The sequence below is a fragment of the Pseudomonas sp. efr-133-TYG-5 genome (assembly GCF_030209175.1).
Lineage (GTDB): Bacteria > Pseudomonadota > Gammaproteobacteria > Pseudomonadales > Pseudomonadaceae > Aquipseudomonas.
Window position 1 is genome coordinate 433,692 of record NZ_JARVSM010000004.1, and the last position, 19,191, is coordinate 452,882.

Consider the following 19,191-nt stretch of genomic DNA (forward strand, 5'->3'; position numbering starts at 1 on the left):
TGCGAGCGGTTGATTGTTCAAGGCAAAAAAATGCCGCTCACTTGAGCGGCATTTTTGTTCCGGCGGGCGGGCTTATTCGGAGGCCACGGCGTTCTTCGCCAGAATTGCATTGGCCAGTTCCATGTCCGTGGCCTGCAGGCCCGGATTGTCGGCGCGGACTTTCTGCATCGCCGCTTCCAGGTACGGCCCGCGAATGCCGCCGTCGCTGGCGACGAAACTGCCGGCGTCGTCCTGCGCGGCGACGATCAGCTTGTGATCCTTGAAGGTCAGGTAGGTCGAGCCGGTGGTCGCGCCGGACGAAATGACGTTACGCCAAAAGCTGTCGGCCATGGCTGAACCAACAGGCAGGGACAGCAAGGCCAGGGTGGCGACAGCAAGTTTGAGACGCATGATGAGAGGACTCCTGGGGTTGACTACGGGTTTGGATCGTCATTTGCCCGATCCGGTTCCATGACCGCTGTGTTTCCTGCGCTAGGGCTGCGCGTCGTTATTTGGCACCATGCGCCATCGGTTTCTACGCATGGACGCTGCCTTGAATTTTTCTGCCCTGTTTTACGCGATGTTCTGGTGGTTCCTCATCGTCGGTTTCATCGGCCTGCCGGTGCTGTTGATCATGCTCGGTGTACCGGCATGGCGCCGGCCGTTACTGCGCCATCCGCGCAAGGTCGCGGTCATGGGGCTGGTCTGTGGCAGCGTTGTCGGCCTGACCTCCTATCAGCTATGGCTCAATCACCGCGAGCGCGAGTTGCTCAATCCCCGCCTCGATCACGCTGTAGTGGTCGGGGAGCTGGCCTTGCCGGCCGGTGCCCGTGTGCATCTGAATGCACTCGAACCGCTGGACGCCAACGGTGAGCCGCAAACCCATGGCCTGGCCAGTCTGAGCAGTGTTGAATTCCCGGCGCCACATGTCGTTGCGGGGATAACGGTATCGGCATTGAGACTGTATTTCCCGCCGGACACCGAGATGTTGCTGGCGGCGGATCAAGTGATCGATGGCTTTCCCTGTGCGGGCGGCACCTGGGTCACCATGAGTGCCACCGAGCAGACCCGCCTGCAACCCGAGCGCTGGCGCTTTACTGCCTGCACACTGGTGGCCGGCTCGGTAATTGCCGCAGAGACATGGCCGGCGCAAAGCCGCGTCTCGCGCGAAGGCGACGCGTACACCGTGCATAACTGGCTGGCCGAGGCGCCGGTTTCACTGCGCGGCATCGTCTTGTCGAATGTCATCGTGACGCTCGACGCGCAGCGCCGACTGTCGCATTGGGAGGGGCAGCTGGAAAACCCGGTCACCGTCGGCGAGTGGCAATACCCACATGGAACGACGGTGGCGCAGAACCGCCCGGACACCTTGATGTTCAGCCCGAGCCCGTTGTCCCCGGCACGCAATCTGCGCACCGGCCAGAGGCTGGGGCGTGACCACTCGATTCTGCAGCGGCCGGCAGACGGCCGCGTGTTGTGGATCAAGCCCAATGGCGAGATCGATGCGCCCGACTCGTAGCGTGGCTAGCGCTGCTCACTCTGGGGCGTCACCCGCAACACCTCTTCAATCGTCGTCAGCCCGGCCGCGACTTTCTGCGCGCCGGACAGGCGCAGGCTGCGCATGCCTTCCTTGAAGGCCTGGCGGCGGATCGCGGCGAGGTCGGTGTCCGGGCTGATCAGTGCCTTGAGGTTGTCGCTCAGTTGCATGATTTCATAGACCCCGGCACGGCCACGGTAACCGGTGTCGCGGCACTCCAGGCAGCCAATCGCACGCTGCGCGTTGCCGGGCAGCGGTGCCTGCCAGGGCCGGGTCAGGGTTTGCCAGTCGTCTTCGCCAAGGGTCAGCGGTGCCTTGCAGTGCGGGCACAGGGTACGCACCAGGCGTTGCGCCATGACCCCGAGCACGGTGGCCTTGATCAGGTAGTGCGGCACGCCGAGTTCGAGCAGGCGGCTGATCGCGCTCGGCGCGTCGTTGGTGTGCAGGGTCGACAGCACCAGGTGCCCGGTCAATGCCGCCTGGATCGCCATTTCTGCCGTTTCCAGGTCGCGGATCTCGCCGATCATGATGATGTCCGGGTCCTGCCGCATCAGCGCCCGCACCCCGGCGGCAAAGCTCAGGTCGATGTTGTGCTGGACCTGCATCTGGTTGAACGCCGGCTCGACCATTTCGATCGGGTCTTCGATGGTGCAGAGGTTGACCTCCGGCGTGGCAAGCTTTTTCAACGTGGTGTAGAGCGTGGTGGTCTTGCCCGAGCCGGTCGGCCCGGTGACCAGGATGATGCCGTTGGGCTGGCGGGTCATGTCCTGCCAGCGACGCAGGTCGTCGGCGGAAAAACCCAGTTGATCGAAATCCTTGAGCAGCACTTCCGGATCGAAGATGCGCATGACCATTTTTTCGCCGAACGCGGTGGGCAGGGTCGACAGGCGCAGCTCGACTTCGCCGCCCTCCGGCGTCTTGGTCTTGACCCGGCCGTCCTGGGGTTTGCGCTTCTCGGCGACGTTCATCCGCCCGAGGCTTTTCAGGCGGCTGACGATGGCCATGGTCACCTGCGGCGGGAATTGATAGACGTTGTGCAGCACGCCGTCGATGCGAAAGCGCACCGTGCCTTGCTCGCGGCGCGGTTCGATGTGGATATCGCTGGCGCGCTGCTGGAAGGCGTACTGGAACAGCCAGTCGACGATGTTGACGATGTGCGCGTCGTTGGCGTCGGGCTCCTGGTCGCTGGCGCCGAGGTTGAGCAACTGTTCGAAGTTGCCGAGGTTGCTGCCCTGGGCGTCGGCCGTGCTGGCGCCGCTGACCGATTTGGCCAGGCGAAAGAATTCGACGCTGAAACGCTGGATGTCCGCTGGGTTGGCCACCACCCGTTTGATCGGCAGCTTCAGGACGTGGGTCAGGTCCGCTTCCCAGCCGCTGACGTAGGGCTGGGCGCTGGCCACGGTCACCGCATCGCGGTCGACGGAGACCGCGAGGATCCGGTGGCGCTGGGCGAAGGCGTAGGACATCAGCGGGGTGATGGCGGCGACGTTGATTTTCAGCGGGTCGATGCGCAGGTACGGCTGCCCGGCCTGCTGCGCCAGCCAGAGGGTCAGGCTTTCCAGGTCGAGGTGCTTGCCGGGACGGCTGAGATCGTCCAGCTGCTGACTGGCGATGAATTCCAGAGGATGCATCTGGCCATGCGTGGCATGCCGGCGGCGGGCATTGAGGGCCTGCTCGGCGGCGTCCTGGCTGATGAAGCCCTGGGCGACCAGTTCACGCAAGACATCATTGAGATCCAGCCAGCGGTCCTGAGTGGCGAATTGAACGGACATGCGGGCTCCTTTTGAACGACATTGCGCAAAGGATAGACGTGGCCCCGCTGATCGTTGGGCCACTACCCGGCAGAAGCCGTTTCCGCATTTGTCAGCCGGCCGCCTGCGCCGGCGCATCCCACGCCGCCTCGGCGTTTTGCAGATCCACCGAGCAGACACTGATCAGGTTACGAAGTTTTTCCGCGATCACCTGGGCACGATGCCAGCTCAGGCCGTCGATGGTGATATCGATCGACAGCAGGTCGTCCAGACGCTCGGCGTTGACCTGGACTGGCGTCAGAAATTGCAGCGCGAACAGGTTCAGCACCCGTACCAGCAGATCCGGCTCGGCTTCGGCGAGCAGCTGATAACGCGCGCAGCAGTGGACGTTGTTGACGTTCCACACATCGGCGCGGGTTGCGGGGGTATTCACGGCTTCGAGGTGAGGCATGTCCGGTCTCCAGAATCAGTGGAGGAATTTTTACATTCGAAGTCGGGCATTTCTTGTCTAAGATGAGCGAATCAGCAGGTTGTTCGGTTTGAACAATTCGGCAAATGATTATTTTGAGGATTATTTATGCAAAGCGAGCTGGACAGCTACGACCGACGCATTCTCGCCTTGTTGCAAGAGGACGCTTCACTGTCCAGCGCCCAGATCGCCGAGCAGGTGGGCCTGTCGCAGTCGCCGTGCTGGCGGCGCATCCAGCGGATGAAGGAGGAGGGCATCATTCGCGGCCAGGTGACGTTGCTCGATCGCAAGAAAATCGGCCTGAACACGCAGATCTTCGCCGAAATCAAACTCAACGCCCACGGCCGTTCGAACTTCACCGAGTTCACCGAGGCGATTCGCGGCTTTCCGGAAGTGCTGGAGTGTTATGTGCTGATGGGCGCGGTGGATTTCCTGTTGCGCATTGTCGCGGCAGACATCGAGGCGTATGAGCGCTTCTTCTTCGAGAAGCTGTCGCTGGTGCCGGGGATTCAGGAAGTGAACTCGATCGTGGCGTTGTCGGAGATCAAGTCCACGACGAGTTTGCCGGTCTGAGGTAAGGCAGCTGGTCTCATTCGCGAGCAGGCTCGCTCCCACAGGGGATTGCATTCCAATGTGGGAGCGAGCCTGCTCGCGAAAGCGGTTTTACAGGCGCAGCAGGGTTTTCCAGGCACGGTTCTGATACACCGCAATCGCCTGATGCTTGCGGGCATCGAGCAGTTCGTCAGTGATCGTCGGCTCGTTGGCCAATTGCGCCAGTTTGTTCAGCTCGCCGTACAGGCGATCCACTTCCGCGATATCCAGCACGTTGCGCGCATGGTGCATCCACACCTGGATGCGCTCGATGCGCGGCAATTGCTCGGCCAGGTCTTCCGGTTGCTGCTGGTAGCGTTGCAATTGCAGCGAGGTGGCTTCTTCGCCGAGCAGGCGCGGCAGCCAGCTGTGCAGTTGCGCAGCGCCCTGACGGTTGCCGCGGGTATTGCGCTCGGCAGTCCAGGTGCGAGCCAGCAGCCAGCGTGAAGCGTGCAGCGAGAACAGGCCCCAGCGCGGGTCTTCGAGTTCTTCGAGGAACTGCTCCGGGGCAGCCTTGCGCACGTCTTCGTCTTCGATGCCGGCCTGTACCAGCGGACGCCAGTCTTCGAGCAAGGCATCCAGTGCCACGCGCAGGTCGTGGGTCGACGGACGCGGCGCGGCCTGGCCGAGGCTGCTGAGCAGGGCGCGCAGTTCCGCGAGGTTCTCGACCCAATCCTGCAGCAGGCGCCAGTGGCCGTTGAAGCGATATTGTTCGGCCAGGCGCTGGCTGCTGCCGAGCAGGTGCCAGGCGAGGGCGGCGAAGGCATCGTCCAGCGGGGTCTCGGCGCTGATGGCCGGCGCTGGCAGGCTCAGCGAGTAGCTGTTGGCGTCGTACAGACGATAGCCGCGCTCGGCCTTGCTGATGTCGCACGGCATCAGGGCCAGGGTTTCGGCCAGTTCGGCGGCCAGTTCCAGCAGCGCGGCCGGCTCGCCTTCGCGCAGCTCCAGTTCCAGCTCGCAGATTTCTTCTTTGTGTTTGCCGACCACCACGTGACCGAGGTCCAGCGCGGCTTCGATGACCACTTTGGCCTTGCCGCGGCCCCAGGCGATTTCCGCACGCTCGCGGACGAAATCGGTGGTGAAGATCGGTTTCAGGGTTTTCTTGTCCAGCTCGGCCAGCGACTCGGGCCAGCATTCGCCGTCGAGTTTCTTCACGTCGAGCTTGGCTTTGGGCAACTTCCAGTCGTACTCGTTACGCTCGGACAGGCCGGCAACGCTCTGGCCGCGGGTCTTGAGGGTCTGAATCACTTCGTCGCCGTCCTTGCGCAGGCGCAGGGCAACCTTGGCCTGCGCCAGGTCACGCTCGGGCGTGTCGAAGTACTGGTTCATCAACTCACGGCGTTCCCAGCCATTTTTGTTGCGTTTTTTCAGGAGCGGGTGCTCGCGCAGGGCGGCGAGGGTTTCGCGGCTGACGCGGAGTTTGATTTCGGTTTCTTTCTGCATGGCCGGAAAATCCAGGATCGGGAGCGCAGCCGGGGGGAATGTGTGGCTGCCAAGGCCGTGCAGTGTACAGGAGTCATCCTTGCTACGCCCTGCGGCGGTTTATTCCTGGCGCCGGATGGTTCTATGATGGACTTCAATCCGGGAGTTGGAGTCAGTGATGCCATTGCCGTCCATGCAAGACCAGTTCGCTGCACTGATCGCCGCACCGTCGGTCAGCTGCACGCAGCCCAGCCTGGATCAGTCCAACCGGGCGGTGATCGATCTGCTCGCCGGATGGCTGGGGGATCTGGGCTTTCGTTGCGATATCCAGCAGGTCAGCCCCGGCAAGTTCAACCTGCTCGCCAGCTACGGCAGCGGCCCCGGCGGCCTGGTGCTGGCCGGGCACAGCGACACCGTGCCGTACGACGATGCGCTGTGGCAGACCGATCCACTGCAGCTGACCGAGGTCGACGGCCGTTGGGTCGGCCTGGGCAGTTGCGACATGAAGGGCTTTTTCGCCCTGATCATCGAGGCCGTGCAACCGCTGCTCGAGCAGCCGTTCAAGCAACCGCTGCTGATCCTCGCCACCTGTGATGAAGAAAGCTCGATGTCCGGCGCCCGCGCACTGGCCGAAGCCGGGCAGCCGCTGGGCCGTGCCGCGGTGATCGGCGAGCCGACCGGGCTCAAGCCGATCCGCATGCACAAGGGCATCATGATGGAACGCATCGATATCCTCGGGCAGAGCGGGCACTCGTCGGATCCGCGTCTGGGCCACAGCGCCCTCGAGGCGATGCACGATGCCATCGGCGAACTGCGTGGTCTGCGCCTGCTGTGGCAGCGTGAGTTCAACAACCCGCAGTTCAGCGTGCCGCAGCCGACGATGAACTTCGGCTGCATCCATGGCGGCGACAACCCCAACCGCATCTGCGGCCAGTGTTCGCTGGAATTCGACCTGCGACCGCTGCCCGGCATGGACCCCAAAATCCTGCGCGCCGAGATTCTGCGCAAGCTCAATCCGGTCGCCGAGCGCCATCAGGTGAAGATCGACTACCAGCCGTTGTTCCCGGAAGTGCCGCCGTTCGAACAGGCCGCAGACGCCGAACTGGTGCGAATCGCGGAAAAACTCACCGGCCACACGGCCGAAGCGGTGGCGTTCGGCACCGAAGCGCCTTATCTTCAGCGCCTTGGTTGCGAAACCATCGTGCTCGGCCCCGGCGACATTGCCTGCGCCCACCAGCCCGGTGAATACCTTGAAATGTCACGTTTGCAGCCTACCGTGCATCTATTGCGGCAGTTGATTGAACATTACTGCCTGACCGCTGACGAACGATGATCAACCCCTGTGGGAGCGAGCCTGCTCGCGAAAGCGCCATTTCAGACACTTCGATGTCGACGGATACACCCGCTTTCGCGAGCAGGCTCGCTCCCACAAGGGATCAATGTTTTGTCTGACCAAACGCTGTAAATTGCCAGCACCCCAACCCGTATTCATGAGGAGAGCGCGCGTGTCGCCAAGCCTGTTCCGACGATAACCACCAGCCCGCTGTGCGTTTCCCGTTTCGCCCCTTTTTCCGGCTGCTATTTATTATAGGCCCAGGTTCATGCCCGAATACGTCAATTGGCTTCGCCACGCATCTCCCTACATCAATGCCCATCGCGATTGCACCTTCGTCGTCATGCTCCCCGGCGACGGCGTCGAGCATCCGAATTTCGGCAACATCGTCCACGACATCGTGTTGCTGCACAGCCTCGGCGTACGCCTGGTGCTGGTGCACGGCTCGCGCCCGCAGATTGAAGCGCGCCTGGCCGCTCGCGGTCTGACCCCGCATTACCACCACGGCATGCGCATCACCGATGCCGCAACGCTGGAGTGTGTGATCGACGCGGTCGGCCAGTTGCGCATCGCCATCGAAGCGCGCCTGTCCATGGACATGGCCTCGTCGCCGATGCAGGGCTCGCGCCTGCGCGTGGCCAGCGGCAACCTGGTCACCGCGCGGCCGATCGGCGTGCTCGAAGGCGTCGACTATCACCACACCGGCGAAGTGCGCCGGGTCGATCGCAAGGGCATCAACCGCCTGCTCGACGAGCGCTCGATCGTGCTGCTGTCGCCACTGGGTTACTCGCCGACCGGGGAAATCTTCAACCTCGCCTGCGAAGACGTCGCCACCCGCGCGGCGATCGACCTGGGCGCCGACAAGCTGCTGCTGTTCGGTGCCGACCTCGGCCTGATCGACGAGAACGGCAAACTGGTGCGCGAATTGCGCCCGCAGCAGGTGCCGGCGCATTTGCAACGCCTGGGCAACAACTATCAGGCGGAGCTGCTGGATGCCGCTGCCGAGGCCTGCCGTGGCGGCGTGGCGCGCAGCCACATCGTCAGCTATGCCGAGGATGGCGCGCTGCTGACCGAACTGTTCACCCGTGACGGTGGCGGTACGCTGGTGGCCCAGGAGCAATTCGAGCTGGTGCGCGAGGCGGCGATCGAAGACGTCGGCGGTCTGCTCGACCTGATCAGCCCGCTGGAGGAGCAGGGGATTCTGGTGCGTCGTTCGCGCGAAGTGCTGGAGCGCGAAATCGAGCAGTTCAGCGTGGTCGAGCGCGAAGGCATGATCATCGCCTGTGCGGCGCTGTATCAGATTGCCGATTCGGACGCCGGTGAGCTGGCGTGCCTGGCGGTCAATCCGGAGTATCGCCATGGTGGCCGCGGCGATGAATTGCTCGAGCGCATTGAAACCCGCGCCCGCGCGCAAGGCCTGAAGACCCTGTTCGTCCTCACCACCCGTACCGCGCACTGGTTTCGTGAGCGTGGGTTCGAGCCGAGCAGCGTCGAACGTCTGCCGGCGGCGCGGGCGTCGCTGTACAACTATCAGCGCAATTCGAAGATCTTCGAAAAGTCTCTGTGAGGTGACGCCCTCATCGCGAGCAGGCTCGCTCCACAAGGTTCATTGAGCCTGTGTGGGAGCGAGCCTGCTCGCGATAGCGTTTATTCGGTGACGAATTTCGCACTGACGTAGGGCGAGTAGTCAGGCAAAACGCTTTCGACCTTGCCCTGTTCCTTCAAAAACTTCGCCGTCTCACCAATCGCCTTCGCCGTGCCGCCTTCGAGCAGCGCCGTGGTTTGCTGTGCCTTGGCGTCCGGGAACGCCGAACCCGCGAGCAATTCCGGCACGTCGGCCGCATTGGCACCGGTCAGTTTGGCGATTTTCTGTACGGGCGCGGAGTCAGCCGTCCAGCTGTCTTTATGGCTGGCGTAATCGGCAAAGGCGTCTAGAGTGACCTTGGCAAATTTGGCCACGACGTCAGGATGTTTCTCGGCGAAGTCCTTGCGCGCGACCCAGACTTCGAAGGTCGGAGCACCCCACTGGCCAACTTCGGCGGCGTCGGTCAGGGTCTTGCCGGTCTTGCGGATTTCGCCGAGTGCCGGCGACCAGACAAACGCGCCATCAATGTCGCCCCGCTTCCATGCCGCGGCAATTTCCGCGGGTTGCAGGTTCACCACTTTGACTTTGCTGGTATCCAGGCCCCAGTGCTTGAGTGCACCGAGCAGGCTGTAGTGGGAGGTGGAAACGAAAGGCGTGGCGATGGTCTTGCCGATCAGATCCTGCGGGGTGTTGATCCCGCTGCCATTGCGCACCACGAGAGCTTCGGCGGCATTGATCTGTGCCGAAACAATGAAGGCCACGATCGGCAGGTTGCGCGACGCGGCAGCGGCCAGGGGGCTGGAGCCGAGGTTGCCGATCTGTACGTCGCCGGAAGCAATGGCTGTCACAACTTCCGGACCGCTGTTGAAGCGGCGCCAGTCGATTTTCTCGCCGATGGTTTTCTCGTAGACACCGTCGGCCTGGGGCACTTTGCTCGGATCGATACCGGTCTGGTAGCCGACGGTCAGGTTGGCGGCGTGGGCGGAAAAAGAAATCAGCGCTGACACACAAACTGTAACAAATTGACTAGATAGTGCGCGTTTGGCCATCATGGCGTCGCCTTTTCGATAGGGTTTGACGAATTGGGGTTGCGCCAAAGCTAATCGATCTAAAAAAAGGCTAACAAATACCATTTAGGAATGAGCTTAGGCGCCGATACGCTGTATCCGGCACAGATGGCCAGTAAAGGGCCATATTCCCGAATGCTATGAAAAAGAATGAATAAATTCTTTTTGGGTTTATCAGGAAGTCTTTACCCTGCAGGGACCAAATAACTGCGATTAGACCTTGGTCGTAGACACACAAGGTTACGATTGACTTGTCAGTCACGGTCTGGCGCTAATCGCGCATCTTAGGATCCAGGGGCAACAGACTCCGGACCAGGAACACAAGAATTAGAAACGAGAGGAGCGATACATGAACAAGTCCACCTTGGCCCTGGCCGTGGCCGTAGGGGTTATTGCGCAACAGGCAGGCGCAGCCGGTTTCATCGAAGACAGCAAGGCCACACTGGGGCTGCGTAACTTCTACATCAACACTGATAACCGTGATGGCGCTGGCGCCAACAAGAACGAAGAGTGGGGCCAAGGCTTTGATCTGCGTTTCATCTCCGGTTACACCCAAGGCACTGTAGGTTTCGGTATCGATGCCATCGGCCTGCTGGGCGTGCGTCTGGATTCGGGCGGCGGCACCAACGGCGCCACAGCAGCGACCCGCACCAACGCCGGTTCTTACGGCGGCACCGTGTTCCCAAGCGAGCACAATGGTGAAGCGGTCGACAACTTCTCCAGCCTGGGCCTGACTGCCAAAGCCAAGATTTCCCAGACCGAACTGAAGTTGGGCACTCTGCAGCCAAAACTGCCAGTGATCGTGACAAACGACGGTCGTCTGCTGCCACAAACCTGGCAAGGTGGCCAGATCACTTCTGGCGAAATCAAGGATTTGACGCTGGTCGGCGGCCAGATTGAAGCAGTGAAAGGTCGTAACTCGAGCAACAACGAACAGTTGTCGATCTCCGGTGCCAACGGCCGTACCGCGGCTGGCCGCGACAGCAACAAGTTCATCTACGCCGGTGGTGACTACAAAATCACCAAAGACCTGACTGCCCAGTACTACTACGGCAACCTGGAAGATTTCTACAAGCAGCACTTCCTGGGACTGGTGCACAACTGGGCAATCGGCCCGGGCGTGTTGAAGTCGGACCTCCGTTACTTCAATAGCCGTGACGATGGGGCCAACGGTCACGACAGTAACTACTTCACCACGGGTTACTACGGCGGTAACGTCACCAAAGGTAAAGTCGACAACAACCTTTACAGCGGCCTGTTCCTGTACACCGTTGCTGGTCACACTTTCGGTGGCGGCTATCAGGTCAGCAACGGCGACAGCGACTTCCCTTGGCTGAACCAGGGTGACGGCTCGTCGAACTACACCATCACCGACATGCAAATCCAGAAGTTCGGCCGCGCCGGTGAACGCACCTGGCAAGGTCGTTACTCGTACGACTTCGCCAAGGTCGGCCTCCCTGGTCTGACCGCCGGTGTTGTTTACCTGCGTGGTGACAATATCGATACTCCGAGCGGCGACCATACCGAGTGGGAACGTGACTTCACCGTCGGCTACGTAGTGCCGGAAGGCCCGTTCAAAAACGTCGGCCTGATGTGGAAAAACGCTACCTGGCGCACTGACCTGCCGAGCACCCGTTCGCAGGACGAAAACCGCCTGATCGTCAGCTACTCGATCCCGCTGCTGTAATCGCGCGTTTCGATTCGCTGAAGTAAAAAAGCCCCGTCCGGCATCGCGCCGGACGGGGCTTTTGCGTCTTCAAGTCAGGCCCACCCCCGTAAGCCCTCCCCGAAATTCCCCTCTTTACAGCAACTCAAGGCCTTCTCGAACCTTGTGGTTGATGGTCGTCGCGAAGCCGGCGGGCGTCCAGTGAACAGATGTTTAATATTCTTTTAAGGTATAGATATCTAGTTATTTATTCTTTTTCAGAAGATCAAATCCCGAGCTACAGTTGAGGTCTCCAACAACTCATCAGGAGCCGCACCATGAGCCTCAGACTTGGCGATATCGCCCCCGATTTCGAACAGGATTCCAGCGCCGGCAAGATTCGTTTCCACGAGTGGCTGGGCGATAGCTGGGGCGTGCTGTTCTCCCATCCGGCGGATTTCACTCCGGTGTGCACCACCGAGCTGGGCTTCACGGCCAAGCTCAAGGACGAGTTCAGCAAACGTGGCGTAAAGGCCATTGCACTGTCTGTCGACCCGGTGGACTCGCACCACAAGTGGATCGAGGACATCAACGAAACCCAGAACACCCTCGTCAACTTCCCGATCCTGGCCGATGCCGATCGCAAAGTGTCCGATCTCTACGACCTGATCCACCCGAACGCCAACGACACCCTGACCGTGCGTTCGCTGTTCGTGATCGATCCGAACAAGAAGATCCGTCTGACCATCACCTACCCGGCGAGCACCGGGCGCAACTTCCACGAGATCCTGCGGGTGATCGATTCGCTGCAACTCACCGACAACTACAAGGTGGCCACGCCGGCCAACTGGCAGGACGGTGACGAGGTGGTGATCGTGCCATCGCTCAAGGACGAAGACGAGATCAAGCAGCGCTTCCCCAAGGGCTATCGCGCGGTCAAGCCGTACCTGCGCCTTACGCCGCAGCCGAACAAATAACCGCCTCGGATCGTTCCCACGCTGTGCGTGGGAATGAATACCTGGACGCTCCGCGTCCACTGTGACGCAGAGCGTCACGGGCGGCATTCCGACGCGGAGCGTGGGAACGATCAGCGTAGCCACGAAGCAGGGTTTCAGGCCGTTTTCACGGCCTGTTTTTTTGCCTGGAGGAAAGCGTCCCGCATATCTCTTAAATGCATAAACAAATGAATAAATATGATTTATGGATATATAAATCAGCTGGTAAGGTCACTTCCATCGAAGCGAGATCGCAAACCGCGAATCGCCTGAAACGCGCAAGGAATCGTCTCAATGCTGGTGGTCTCACTCGGTGGCAGTCCCAGCCAACGTTCCCGTTCCGGGGTGTTGCTGGAGCGCTCGCAACGCTGGTTGCAGCAGCAAGGGGTGGAAGTGGTGAGCTATCAGGTGCGGGATTTCCCCGCCGAAGACCTGTTGCATGCCCGTTTCGACAGCCCGAAGGTCCTCGACCTGCTGCAACAGATCGAAAACGCCGACGGCTTGCTGATCGCCACGCCGGTCTACAAGGCGTCGTTCTCCGGCGCGCTGAAAACCGTACTGGACCTGCTGCCGGAACGCGCCTTGAGCCACAAGATCGTATTGCCGATGGCCACCGGCGGCAGCATCGCCCACATGCTGGTGGTCGACTACGCACTCAAGCCGGTGCTGTCGGCACTGAAAGCACAGGAAATGCTGCAAGGGATTTTTGCCGAGGACAGCCAGATCGCCTATGGCGAAGGCAGTGCCCAGGCGCAGTTGGCGCCGGCACTGGAGCAGCGGTTGCATGAAGCCCTGGACCAGTTTGTCAGCGCCATGGCGCGCCGCCCGCAACCGCTGGAGCCGGGGTTGTTGAACGAACGTTTGTTGAGTGCTCGCTGGAGCATTTGAGCCTGCTTTGCAGGCACATCGAAACTTGAAGTACTCACCTTACTCAGCCGCCAACGGCCAAGCAGGTGCAGCCAAAACCCAACAGCAAAAAGGAGAGCGCTATGCGCACTGTATTTTTGCGTCGTGGTCTGGTCGCTCTGTTTGCTGCGGCTGTGTCCTTCGGCGCCATCACTCAAGCTCAAGCCGAGACCCTGCGGATCGGTTATCAGAAATACGGCACGCTGGTCCTGCTCAAGGCCAAAGGCACCCTGGAAAAACGCCTCGCCGCGCAAGGCGTCGACGTGCAGTGGACCGAATTTCCCGGAGGCCCGCAGCTGCTGGAAGGCCTGAACGTCGGCTCGATCGACTTCGGTGTCACCGGTGAAACTCCGCCAGTCTTCGCCCAGGCCGCCGGTGCCGATCTGCTCTACGTGGCCTACGAGCCGCCCGCGCCGAACAGCGAAGCGATCCTCGTGCCGAAGGGCTCGCCGATCAAATCGGTGGCGGATCTCAAAGGCAAGAAAGTCGCCCTGAACAAAGGCTCCAACGTGCACTACCTGCTGGTGCGTGCGCTGGAAGACGCCGGCCTCAAGTACACCGATATTCAAACCGTGTTCCTGCCACCGGCCGATGCCCGCGCGGCGTTCGAGCGCGGCAGCGTCGACGCCTGGGTCATCTGGGACCCGTACCAGGCCGCCGCCGAGCAACAGCTGCAAGCGCACACCCTGCGTGACGGCAAAGGCATCGTCGACAACCACCAGTTCTACCTGGCGACCAAACCTTACGCGCAGAAAAACCCCGAGGTGATCAAGACCCTGGTGGAAGAAGTGCGCGCCGTCGGCGAGTGGTCCAAGGCCAATCCCGAAGACGTCACCCAACAGGTCGCGCCACTGCTCGGCCTGCCGGCGGACATCACCCTGACCTCGGTGAAACGCCAGGGTTACGGCGCACTGTTCCTGACCCCGGAAGTGGTCGCCGCGCAACAGAAAATCGCCGACACCTTCTACCAGCTCAAGCTGATTCCCAAGCCGTTGAGCATCAAGGACGTGATCTGGACACCCCCGGCCGCTGTGGCCCAGAGCTCGGTTACCCAAGCCCAGTAAATCGAACCCCCAAGGAGACCACTCCATGAGCCTCAACATCTTCTGGTTCCTGCCAACCCACGGCGACGGCCATTACCTTGGCACCGCCGAAGGCGCCCGCGCCGTCGACCACGGCTATCTGCAACAGGTCGCGCAAGCGGCGGATCGTCTGGGTTTCGGCGGCGTGCTGATTCCCACCGGCCGTTCCTGCGAAGACTCGTGGCTGGTGGCGGCGTCGCTGATCCCGGTGACCCAGCGCCTGAAATTCCTCGTTGCCCTGCGTCCCGGGATCATTTCCCCGACGGTGGCAGCGCGGCAGGCTGCGACCCTGGATCGCCTGTCCGGCGGCCGTGCGCTGTTCAACCTGGTGACCGGTGGCGACCCGGAAGAGTTGGCCGGCGACGGTCTGTTCCTCGATCACGAAGCGCGCTATCAGGCTTCGGTGGAATTCACCCGGATCTGGCGGCGGGTGCTGGAAGGTGAAACCGTCGATTACGACGGCGAACACATCAGCGTGAAGGGCGCCAAATTGCTCTATCCGCCGATCCAGCAGCCGCGTCCGCCGCTGTACTTCGGTGGCTCGTCGGAAGCCGCGCAGGACCTGGCCGCCGAGCAAGTGGAAATGGTCCTGACCTGGGGCGAGCCGCCGGCGGCCGTTGCCGAGAAGATCGAACAGGTACGGGCCAAGGCGGCCAAGCTCGGCCGCACTGTACGCTTCGGCATCCGGCTGCACGTGATCGTGCGCGAAACCAACGCCGAAGCCTGGCAGGCGGCGGATCGATTGATCTCGCATCTGGACGACGACACCATCAAACGTGCCCAGGCGTCGCTGGCGCGCTTCGATTCGGTTGGCCAGCAACGCATGGCCGCGCTGCACGGCGGTAGCCGCGACAACCTCGAAGTCAGCCCGAACCTGTGGGCCGGCGTCGGCCTGGTGCGCGGCGGTGCCGGTACGGCGCTGGTCGGTGATGGTCCGACCGTGGCGGCTCGCGTCAAGGAGTACGCCGATCTGGGCATCGACACCTTCATCTTCTCCGGTTATCCCCACCTCGAAGAATCGTATCGGGTCGCCGAACTGCTGTTTCCGCACCTCGACATCGAACGTCCGCAACTGCCGAAAAGCGCCGGTTACGTCAGCCCGTTTGGCGAGATGGTGGCCAACGACATTCTTCCCAAAGCCGCGTCGCAGAGCTGAGGCGCGTCATGAAGAAATTTATCCACAGCCTCGCGCCCTGGGCGTTGCCGGTATTGCTGCTGGCGGTGTGGCAGTTGTCGGTGTCGGCCGGTTGGCTGTCGACGCGGATCCTGCCGGCACCGGTGGCAGTGATCGAGGCCGGCGTAAGTCTGGTGCGCAGCGGTGAAATCTGGACGCACCTGGCGATCAGTGGCTGGCGCGCGGCGCTGGGCTTCACCATCGGCGGCAGCATTGGCCTGGTGCTGGGTTTCATCACCGGCCTGTCGAAGTGGGGCGAACGCCTGCTCGACAGCTCGGTGCAGATGATCCGCAACGTGCCGCACCTGGCGCTGATTCCGCTGGTGATCCTGTGGTTCGGCATCGACGAGTCGGCGAAGATTTTCCTGGTGGCGCTGGGCACGTTGTTCCCGATCTACCTCAACACTTATCACGGTATTCGTAACGTCGATCCGGCGCTGGTGGAAATGGCGCGCAGCTATGGCCTGTCCGGTTTCAGCCTGTTCTGGCAAGTGATCCTGCCGGGTGCGCTGCCTTCGATTCTGGTCGGCGTGCGCTTCGCGCTGGGCTTCATGTGGCTGACGCTGATCGTCGCGGAAACCATCTCGGCCAGCTCCGGCATCGGTTATCTGGCGATGAATGCCCGCGAATTCCTGCAGACCGACGTGGTGGTGCTGGCGATTCTGCTCTACGCGGTACTCGGCAAACTCGCCGACCTCGCCGCCCGTGGGCTGGAGCGCGTGTGGCTGCGCTGGCATCCGGCCTATCAGGTTGCCAAGGGAGGTGCGGCATGACCGCTCAACAACCTCCACGCCTGCTGCGCGGGATTCCGCTGGCGGTGCGCAACCTGCAGAAGACGTTCGGCAAGCGCCAGGTCTTGCGCGACATCGACCTGCATATTCCGGCGGGGCAGTTTGTCGCCGTGGTCGGGCGCAGCGGATGCGGCAAGAGCACCTTGCTGCGCCTGCTCGCCGGCCTCGACCAGCCGACTGGCGGCGACCTGCTGGCCGGCTCCGCTGCGCTGAGCGAGGCGCGGGACGACACCCGGCTGATGTTCCAGGAAGCACGCCTGCTGCCGTGGAAAAAGATCATCGACAACGTCGGACTCGGCCTCAAAGGCAACTGGCGTCCACAGGCTCTGGCTGCACTGGAAGCGGTCGGTCTGGCGGATCGCGCCAACGAATGGCCGGCGGCCCTGTCCGGTGGCCAGAAGCAGCGTGTGGCCCTGGCTCGGGCGCTGATCCATCAACCGCGCCTGCTGCTGCTCGACGAGCCGTTGGGGGCGCTGGACGCGCTGACCCGGATCGAGATGCAGCAGTTGATCGAACGCCTCTGGCAGCAGCACGGTTTCACGGTGTTGCTGGTCACCCACGATGTCAGCGAAGCCGTGGCGATTGCCGACCGCGTGATTCTGATCGAGGACGGCGAAGTCGGGCTCGACCTGCAGGTCGAACTGCCGCGTCCGCGGGTGCGTGGTTCGCATCGGCTGGCGGCGCTGGAAACCGAAGTGCTCAACCGTGTTCTGTCCCTGCCCGGCGAACCGCCGGAGCCGGAACCCGTTTCACCACTGCCTACGCAATTGCGTTGGGCGCAATGAAGCAGCTGCGAGCTTCAAGCTACAAGCTGCAAGTAGAAGCGCTGTGCTTTTGCTTGCCGCTTGAAGCTTGCCACTTGCCGCTTATTTCGACCCCAGGAGAAATATCATGACTATCAAAGCCATCAACGTGCGCAACCAGTTCAAAGGCTCTATCAAGGAAATCGTTCTCGGTGACGTGCTGTCGGAAATCGACGTGCAGACCGCTTCCGGTATCGTCACTTCGGTGATCACCACCCGTTCCGTCAAGGAGCTGGAGCTGGAAGTCGGCAGCGAGGTGATCGCCTTCGTCAAATCCACCGAGGTATCGATCGCCAAGTTGTAAGCCGGTGAGTAAAAACAACCCCGAAGGGTGTGAGCCCTTAGGGGTTTTTTGTCGCCCGCGTTCAGCGCGCGAGAACTGACCGGTCAGGGCAGATCCATTACAAGCCGCGAGGTCGATCTGCTATGTTTCTGCTTTTGGCAGGCGTAGACACCGGATGGACAAGACGATAAAGCTGGATGCGATACCCGTGCCGCCAGCGGATCGCGGGTATGTGGCGTTCGATCGTCAACAATGGTCACGCTTGCGAGACGAGCAGCCGATGATCCTCTCGCCTGCGCAAATGGAAGCGCTGAACAGTCATGCCCAGCCCATGACGACGGCGGAGGTGGTCGACATCCTGTTGCCGCTGTCGCGTCTGCTCTATCTGCGTTTTGCGGCAACCCAGGCGCTGAGAAAGAATCAGGCGGACTTTCTCGCCATGCCCGGCTTCAGGCCGCCGTTCGTGATCGGCGTCTGCGGCAGTGTCGCGGTAGGCAAAAGCAGTTTTGCCAGGGTGTTATCGGCCCTGCTGTCGTCGTGGTCCGGTTCGCCGAATGTGCAACTGGTGACCACGGACTCGTTTCTCTATCCCCTGGCAACGCTGCAGGAAAAAGCGCTTCTGCATCGCAAGGGCTTCCCCGAATCCTACGATACGCCACGTTTCCTGGATTTCCTGCACGCGGTGCGCCATGACACAAAAGCGCTCGAGATCCCGATTTACTCGCATGCCCGCTACGACATTCTTGTCGATGAAACCCAGCAGGTGCAGGCGCCGGACATCATTGTCCTGGAAGGCTTGAACGTGTTGCAGGGCGGGCACACGCCAGGGCCGAACGTGCTCGACTTCATCGATTTTTCGATTTACATCGATGCCGCAACCGCCAGCATCAAAAAGTGGTATCTCGAACGGTTTGTCTACTTGAAGAACACCGCATTCCAGTCTTCCGAGTCATATTTCAACAAGTACAAACAGTTGTCTGACCAGGAGGCGCTGTCGATGGCGTCCGATACCTGGGATCGGGTCAATCTGAAGAACCTTGTCGAGAACATTCTGCCGACACGTGACCGGGCCAACCTGATCATCAACAAGTCGGCCGATCACTCTGTCGACCGGTTGCTGCTGCGGGCGGTTTGACCAGCGCTCAGCGCTTGGGCAGATAGGGCGGCAGATACAGGCCCAGGTAAGCATCGAACACGCGCATGCCTTCTTCGGCCATGCGCGGCGTGATCTGGCCGTGCTGCTGCACCGAGCGGGCGTAGACGCGGTCGCCCAGTTCCATCGCCAGTGCGAACACATCCACGTCATCCGGCAGCTTCGGCAGTGCGAAGTGCTGATCGAACAACGTGTGCATCAGTTCGCCCAGTTCGAGATCGTGTTGCCGGTCGGCTTGCGTCACTTCGGTGAGGCCGTGCTGGGCGAGGATCAACTGACGGGCCGCCGCGTCTTCGTCGTAGATTTCCAGCATGCGCTGCTCGACCAGTCGCGACAGGTCGCGCCAGTCGCGCAGGGCGCTGTGGTCGATGGGCGCTTGCAGGCAGGCGCGGAAGGCCGCATGCACGTCCGCGGTCAGCGCTTCGAGCAACGCCGGGACGCTGGCGAAAAAGTGGTAGACCGAAGAGGGCGGGATCTGCGCGCGTTCGGCGACGCTGTAGATCGACAGACTGGCCACGCCTTCGGCCGCCAGCAGCGTGCGCGCGGCGTCGAGTATCGAATCGATCCGGGCCTGACTGCGGGCACGGGGTTTGCGGACGGGGGCGGGACGCGTCATGAAAGTCTC

The 19,191-nt window shown here is 61.7% G+C and carries 19 protein-coding genes; 13 read left to right on the forward strand and 6 right to left on the reverse strand.

Features of this window, described 5'->3' with window-relative positions:
- Positions 1-72 precede the first annotated feature (72 nt).
- Positions 73-393 carry a DUF2388 domain-containing protein gene (locus QRN70_RS16800; protein WP_169843014.1) on the reverse strand — a complete coding sequence of 107 codons (321 nt, stop codon included), beginning with the start codon at positions 391-393 and terminating at the stop codon, positions 73-75.
- A 139-nt stretch (positions 394-532) separates the two neighbouring features.
- Between QRN70_RS16800 and QRN70_RS16805 the strand changes: the two genes are divergently transcribed.
- Positions 533-1,498 carry a hypothetical protein gene (locus QRN70_RS16805; protein ID WP_285419080.1) on the forward strand — a complete coding sequence of 322 codons (966 nt, stop codon included), beginning with the start codon at positions 533-535 and terminating at the stop codon, positions 1,496-1,498.
- 5 nt (positions 1,499-1,503) lie between these two features.
- On the opposite strand, the gene tfpB is transcribed toward QRN70_RS16805, so the two are convergent.
- Both tfpB and QRN70_RS16815 read right to left on the reverse strand, forming a co-directional pair.
- Positions 1,504-3,288, reverse strand: coding sequence for a type IV pilus assembly ATPase TfpB (gene tfpB, locus QRN70_RS16810; protein ID WP_285419081.1), 1,785 nt, complete (start codon positions 3,286-3,288; stop codon positions 1,504-1,506).
- Between the two features lie 91 nt (positions 3,289-3,379).
- On the reverse strand, positions 3,380-3,718 hold the full coding sequence (locus QRN70_RS16815) for an ACT-like domain-containing protein (protein WP_285419082.1): 339 nt from the start codon (positions 3,716-3,718) through the stop codon (positions 3,380-3,382).
- Between the two features lie 126 nt (positions 3,719-3,844).
- Between QRN70_RS16815 and QRN70_RS16820 the strand changes: the two genes are divergently transcribed.
- Complete coding sequence (locus QRN70_RS16820; RefSeq protein ID WP_285419083.1) at positions 3,845-4,309, forward strand: Lrp/AsnC family transcriptional regulator; 465 nt, start codon at positions 3,845-3,847, stop codon at positions 4,307-4,309.
- Between the two features lie 90 nt (positions 4,310-4,399).
- On the opposite strand, the gene QRN70_RS16825 is transcribed toward QRN70_RS16820, so the two are convergent.
- Complete coding sequence (locus tag QRN70_RS16825) at positions 4,400-5,770, reverse strand: CYTH domain-containing protein (RefSeq protein ID WP_285419084.1); 1,371 nt, start codon at positions 5,768-5,770, stop codon at positions 4,400-4,402.
- 157 nt (positions 5,771-5,927) lie between these two features.
- On the opposite strand from QRN70_RS16825, the gene argE reads away from it, so the two are divergent.
- A complete protein-coding gene (argE, locus tag QRN70_RS16830) occupies positions 5,928-7,082 on the forward strand; it encodes an acetylornithine deacetylase (protein ID WP_285419085.1) in 1,155 nt (384 codons plus the stop codon).
- A gap of 268 nt (positions 7,083-7,350) precedes the next feature.
- Positions 7,351-8,649, forward strand: coding sequence for an amino-acid N-acetyltransferase (gene argA / locus QRN70_RS16835; protein WP_285419086.1), 1,299 nt, complete (start codon positions 7,351-7,353; stop codon positions 8,647-8,649).
- Positions 8,650-8,729: 80 nt separating this feature from the next.
- On the opposite strand, the gene tauA is transcribed toward argA, so the two are convergent.
- Positions 8,730-9,719: a taurine ABC transporter substrate-binding protein gene (gene tauA, locus QRN70_RS16840; RefSeq protein WP_502941605.1), complete on the reverse strand. Its 990-nt coding sequence runs from the start codon at positions 9,717-9,719 to the stop codon at positions 8,730-8,732.
- Between the two features lie 364 nt (positions 9,720-10,083).
- Between tauA and QRN70_RS16845 the strand changes: the two genes are divergently transcribed.
- The 9 genes from QRN70_RS16845 (at position 10,084) to coaA (ending at position 18,548) form a co-directional block, all read left to right on the forward strand.
- Entirely contained in the window at positions 10,084-11,421 is a 1,338-nt protein-coding gene (locus QRN70_RS16845) for an OprD family porin (protein WP_285419087.1), read from the forward strand.
- Positions 11,422-11,717: 296 nt separating this feature from the next.
- The gene (locus QRN70_RS16850) at positions 11,718-12,356 is read left to right on the forward strand and encodes a peroxiredoxin (protein WP_285419088.1); all 639 of its coding nucleotides are present in this window, start codon (positions 11,718-11,720) and stop codon (positions 12,354-12,356) included.
- A 312-nt stretch (positions 12,357-12,668) separates the two neighbouring features.
- Positions 12,669-13,262, forward strand: a complete 594-nt coding sequence (gene ssuE, locus QRN70_RS16855) for an NADPH-dependent FMN reductase (protein WP_285419089.1) — start codon at positions 12,669-12,671, stop codon at positions 13,260-13,262.
- A 101-nt stretch (positions 13,263-13,363) separates the two neighbouring features.
- Positions 13,364-14,344 (forward strand): sulfonate ABC transporter substrate-binding protein, encoded by a 981-nt coding sequence (locus QRN70_RS16860; RefSeq protein WP_285419090.1) that lies wholly within the window; start codon positions 13,364-13,366, stop codon positions 14,342-14,344.
- Between the two features lie 25 nt (positions 14,345-14,369).
- Complete coding sequence (gene ssuD, locus QRN70_RS16865) at positions 14,370-15,518, forward strand: FMNH2-dependent alkanesulfonate monooxygenase (RefSeq protein ID WP_285419091.1); 1,149 nt, start codon at positions 14,370-14,372, stop codon at positions 15,516-15,518.
- A gap of 8 nt (positions 15,519-15,526) precedes the next feature.
- Positions 15,527-16,309, forward strand: coding sequence for an aliphatic sulfonate ABC transporter permease SsuC (gene ssuC / locus QRN70_RS16870; RefSeq protein WP_011336451.1), 783 nt, complete (start codon positions 15,527-15,529; stop codon positions 16,307-16,309).
- Positions 16,306-17,112: an aliphatic sulfonates ABC transporter ATP-binding protein gene (gene ssuB, locus QRN70_RS16875; RefSeq protein ID WP_285419092.1), complete on the forward strand. Its 807-nt coding sequence runs from the start codon at positions 16,306-16,308 to the stop codon at positions 17,110-17,112. The genes ssuC and ssuB overlap by 4 nt, the downstream gene beginning before the upstream one ends.
- 106 nt (positions 17,113-17,218) lie before the next feature.
- On the forward strand, positions 17,219-17,434 hold the full coding sequence (locus tag QRN70_RS16880) for a TOBE domain-containing protein (protein ID WP_065259896.1): 216 nt from the start codon (positions 17,219-17,221) through the stop codon (positions 17,432-17,434).
- Between the two features lie 154 nt (positions 17,435-17,588).
- Complete coding sequence (coaA, locus tag QRN70_RS16885; RefSeq protein ID WP_285419093.1) at positions 17,589-18,548, forward strand: type I pantothenate kinase; 960 nt, start codon at positions 17,589-17,591, stop codon at positions 18,546-18,548.
- A gap of 7 nt (positions 18,549-18,555) precedes the next feature.
- Here the strand turns inward: coaA and QRN70_RS16890 are convergent, their stop codons facing one another.
- Positions 18,556-19,182, reverse strand: coding sequence for a TetR/AcrR family transcriptional regulator (locus QRN70_RS16890; protein WP_285419094.1), 627 nt, complete (start codon positions 19,180-19,182; stop codon positions 18,556-18,558).
- Positions 19,183-19,191: the final 9 nt, after the last annotated feature.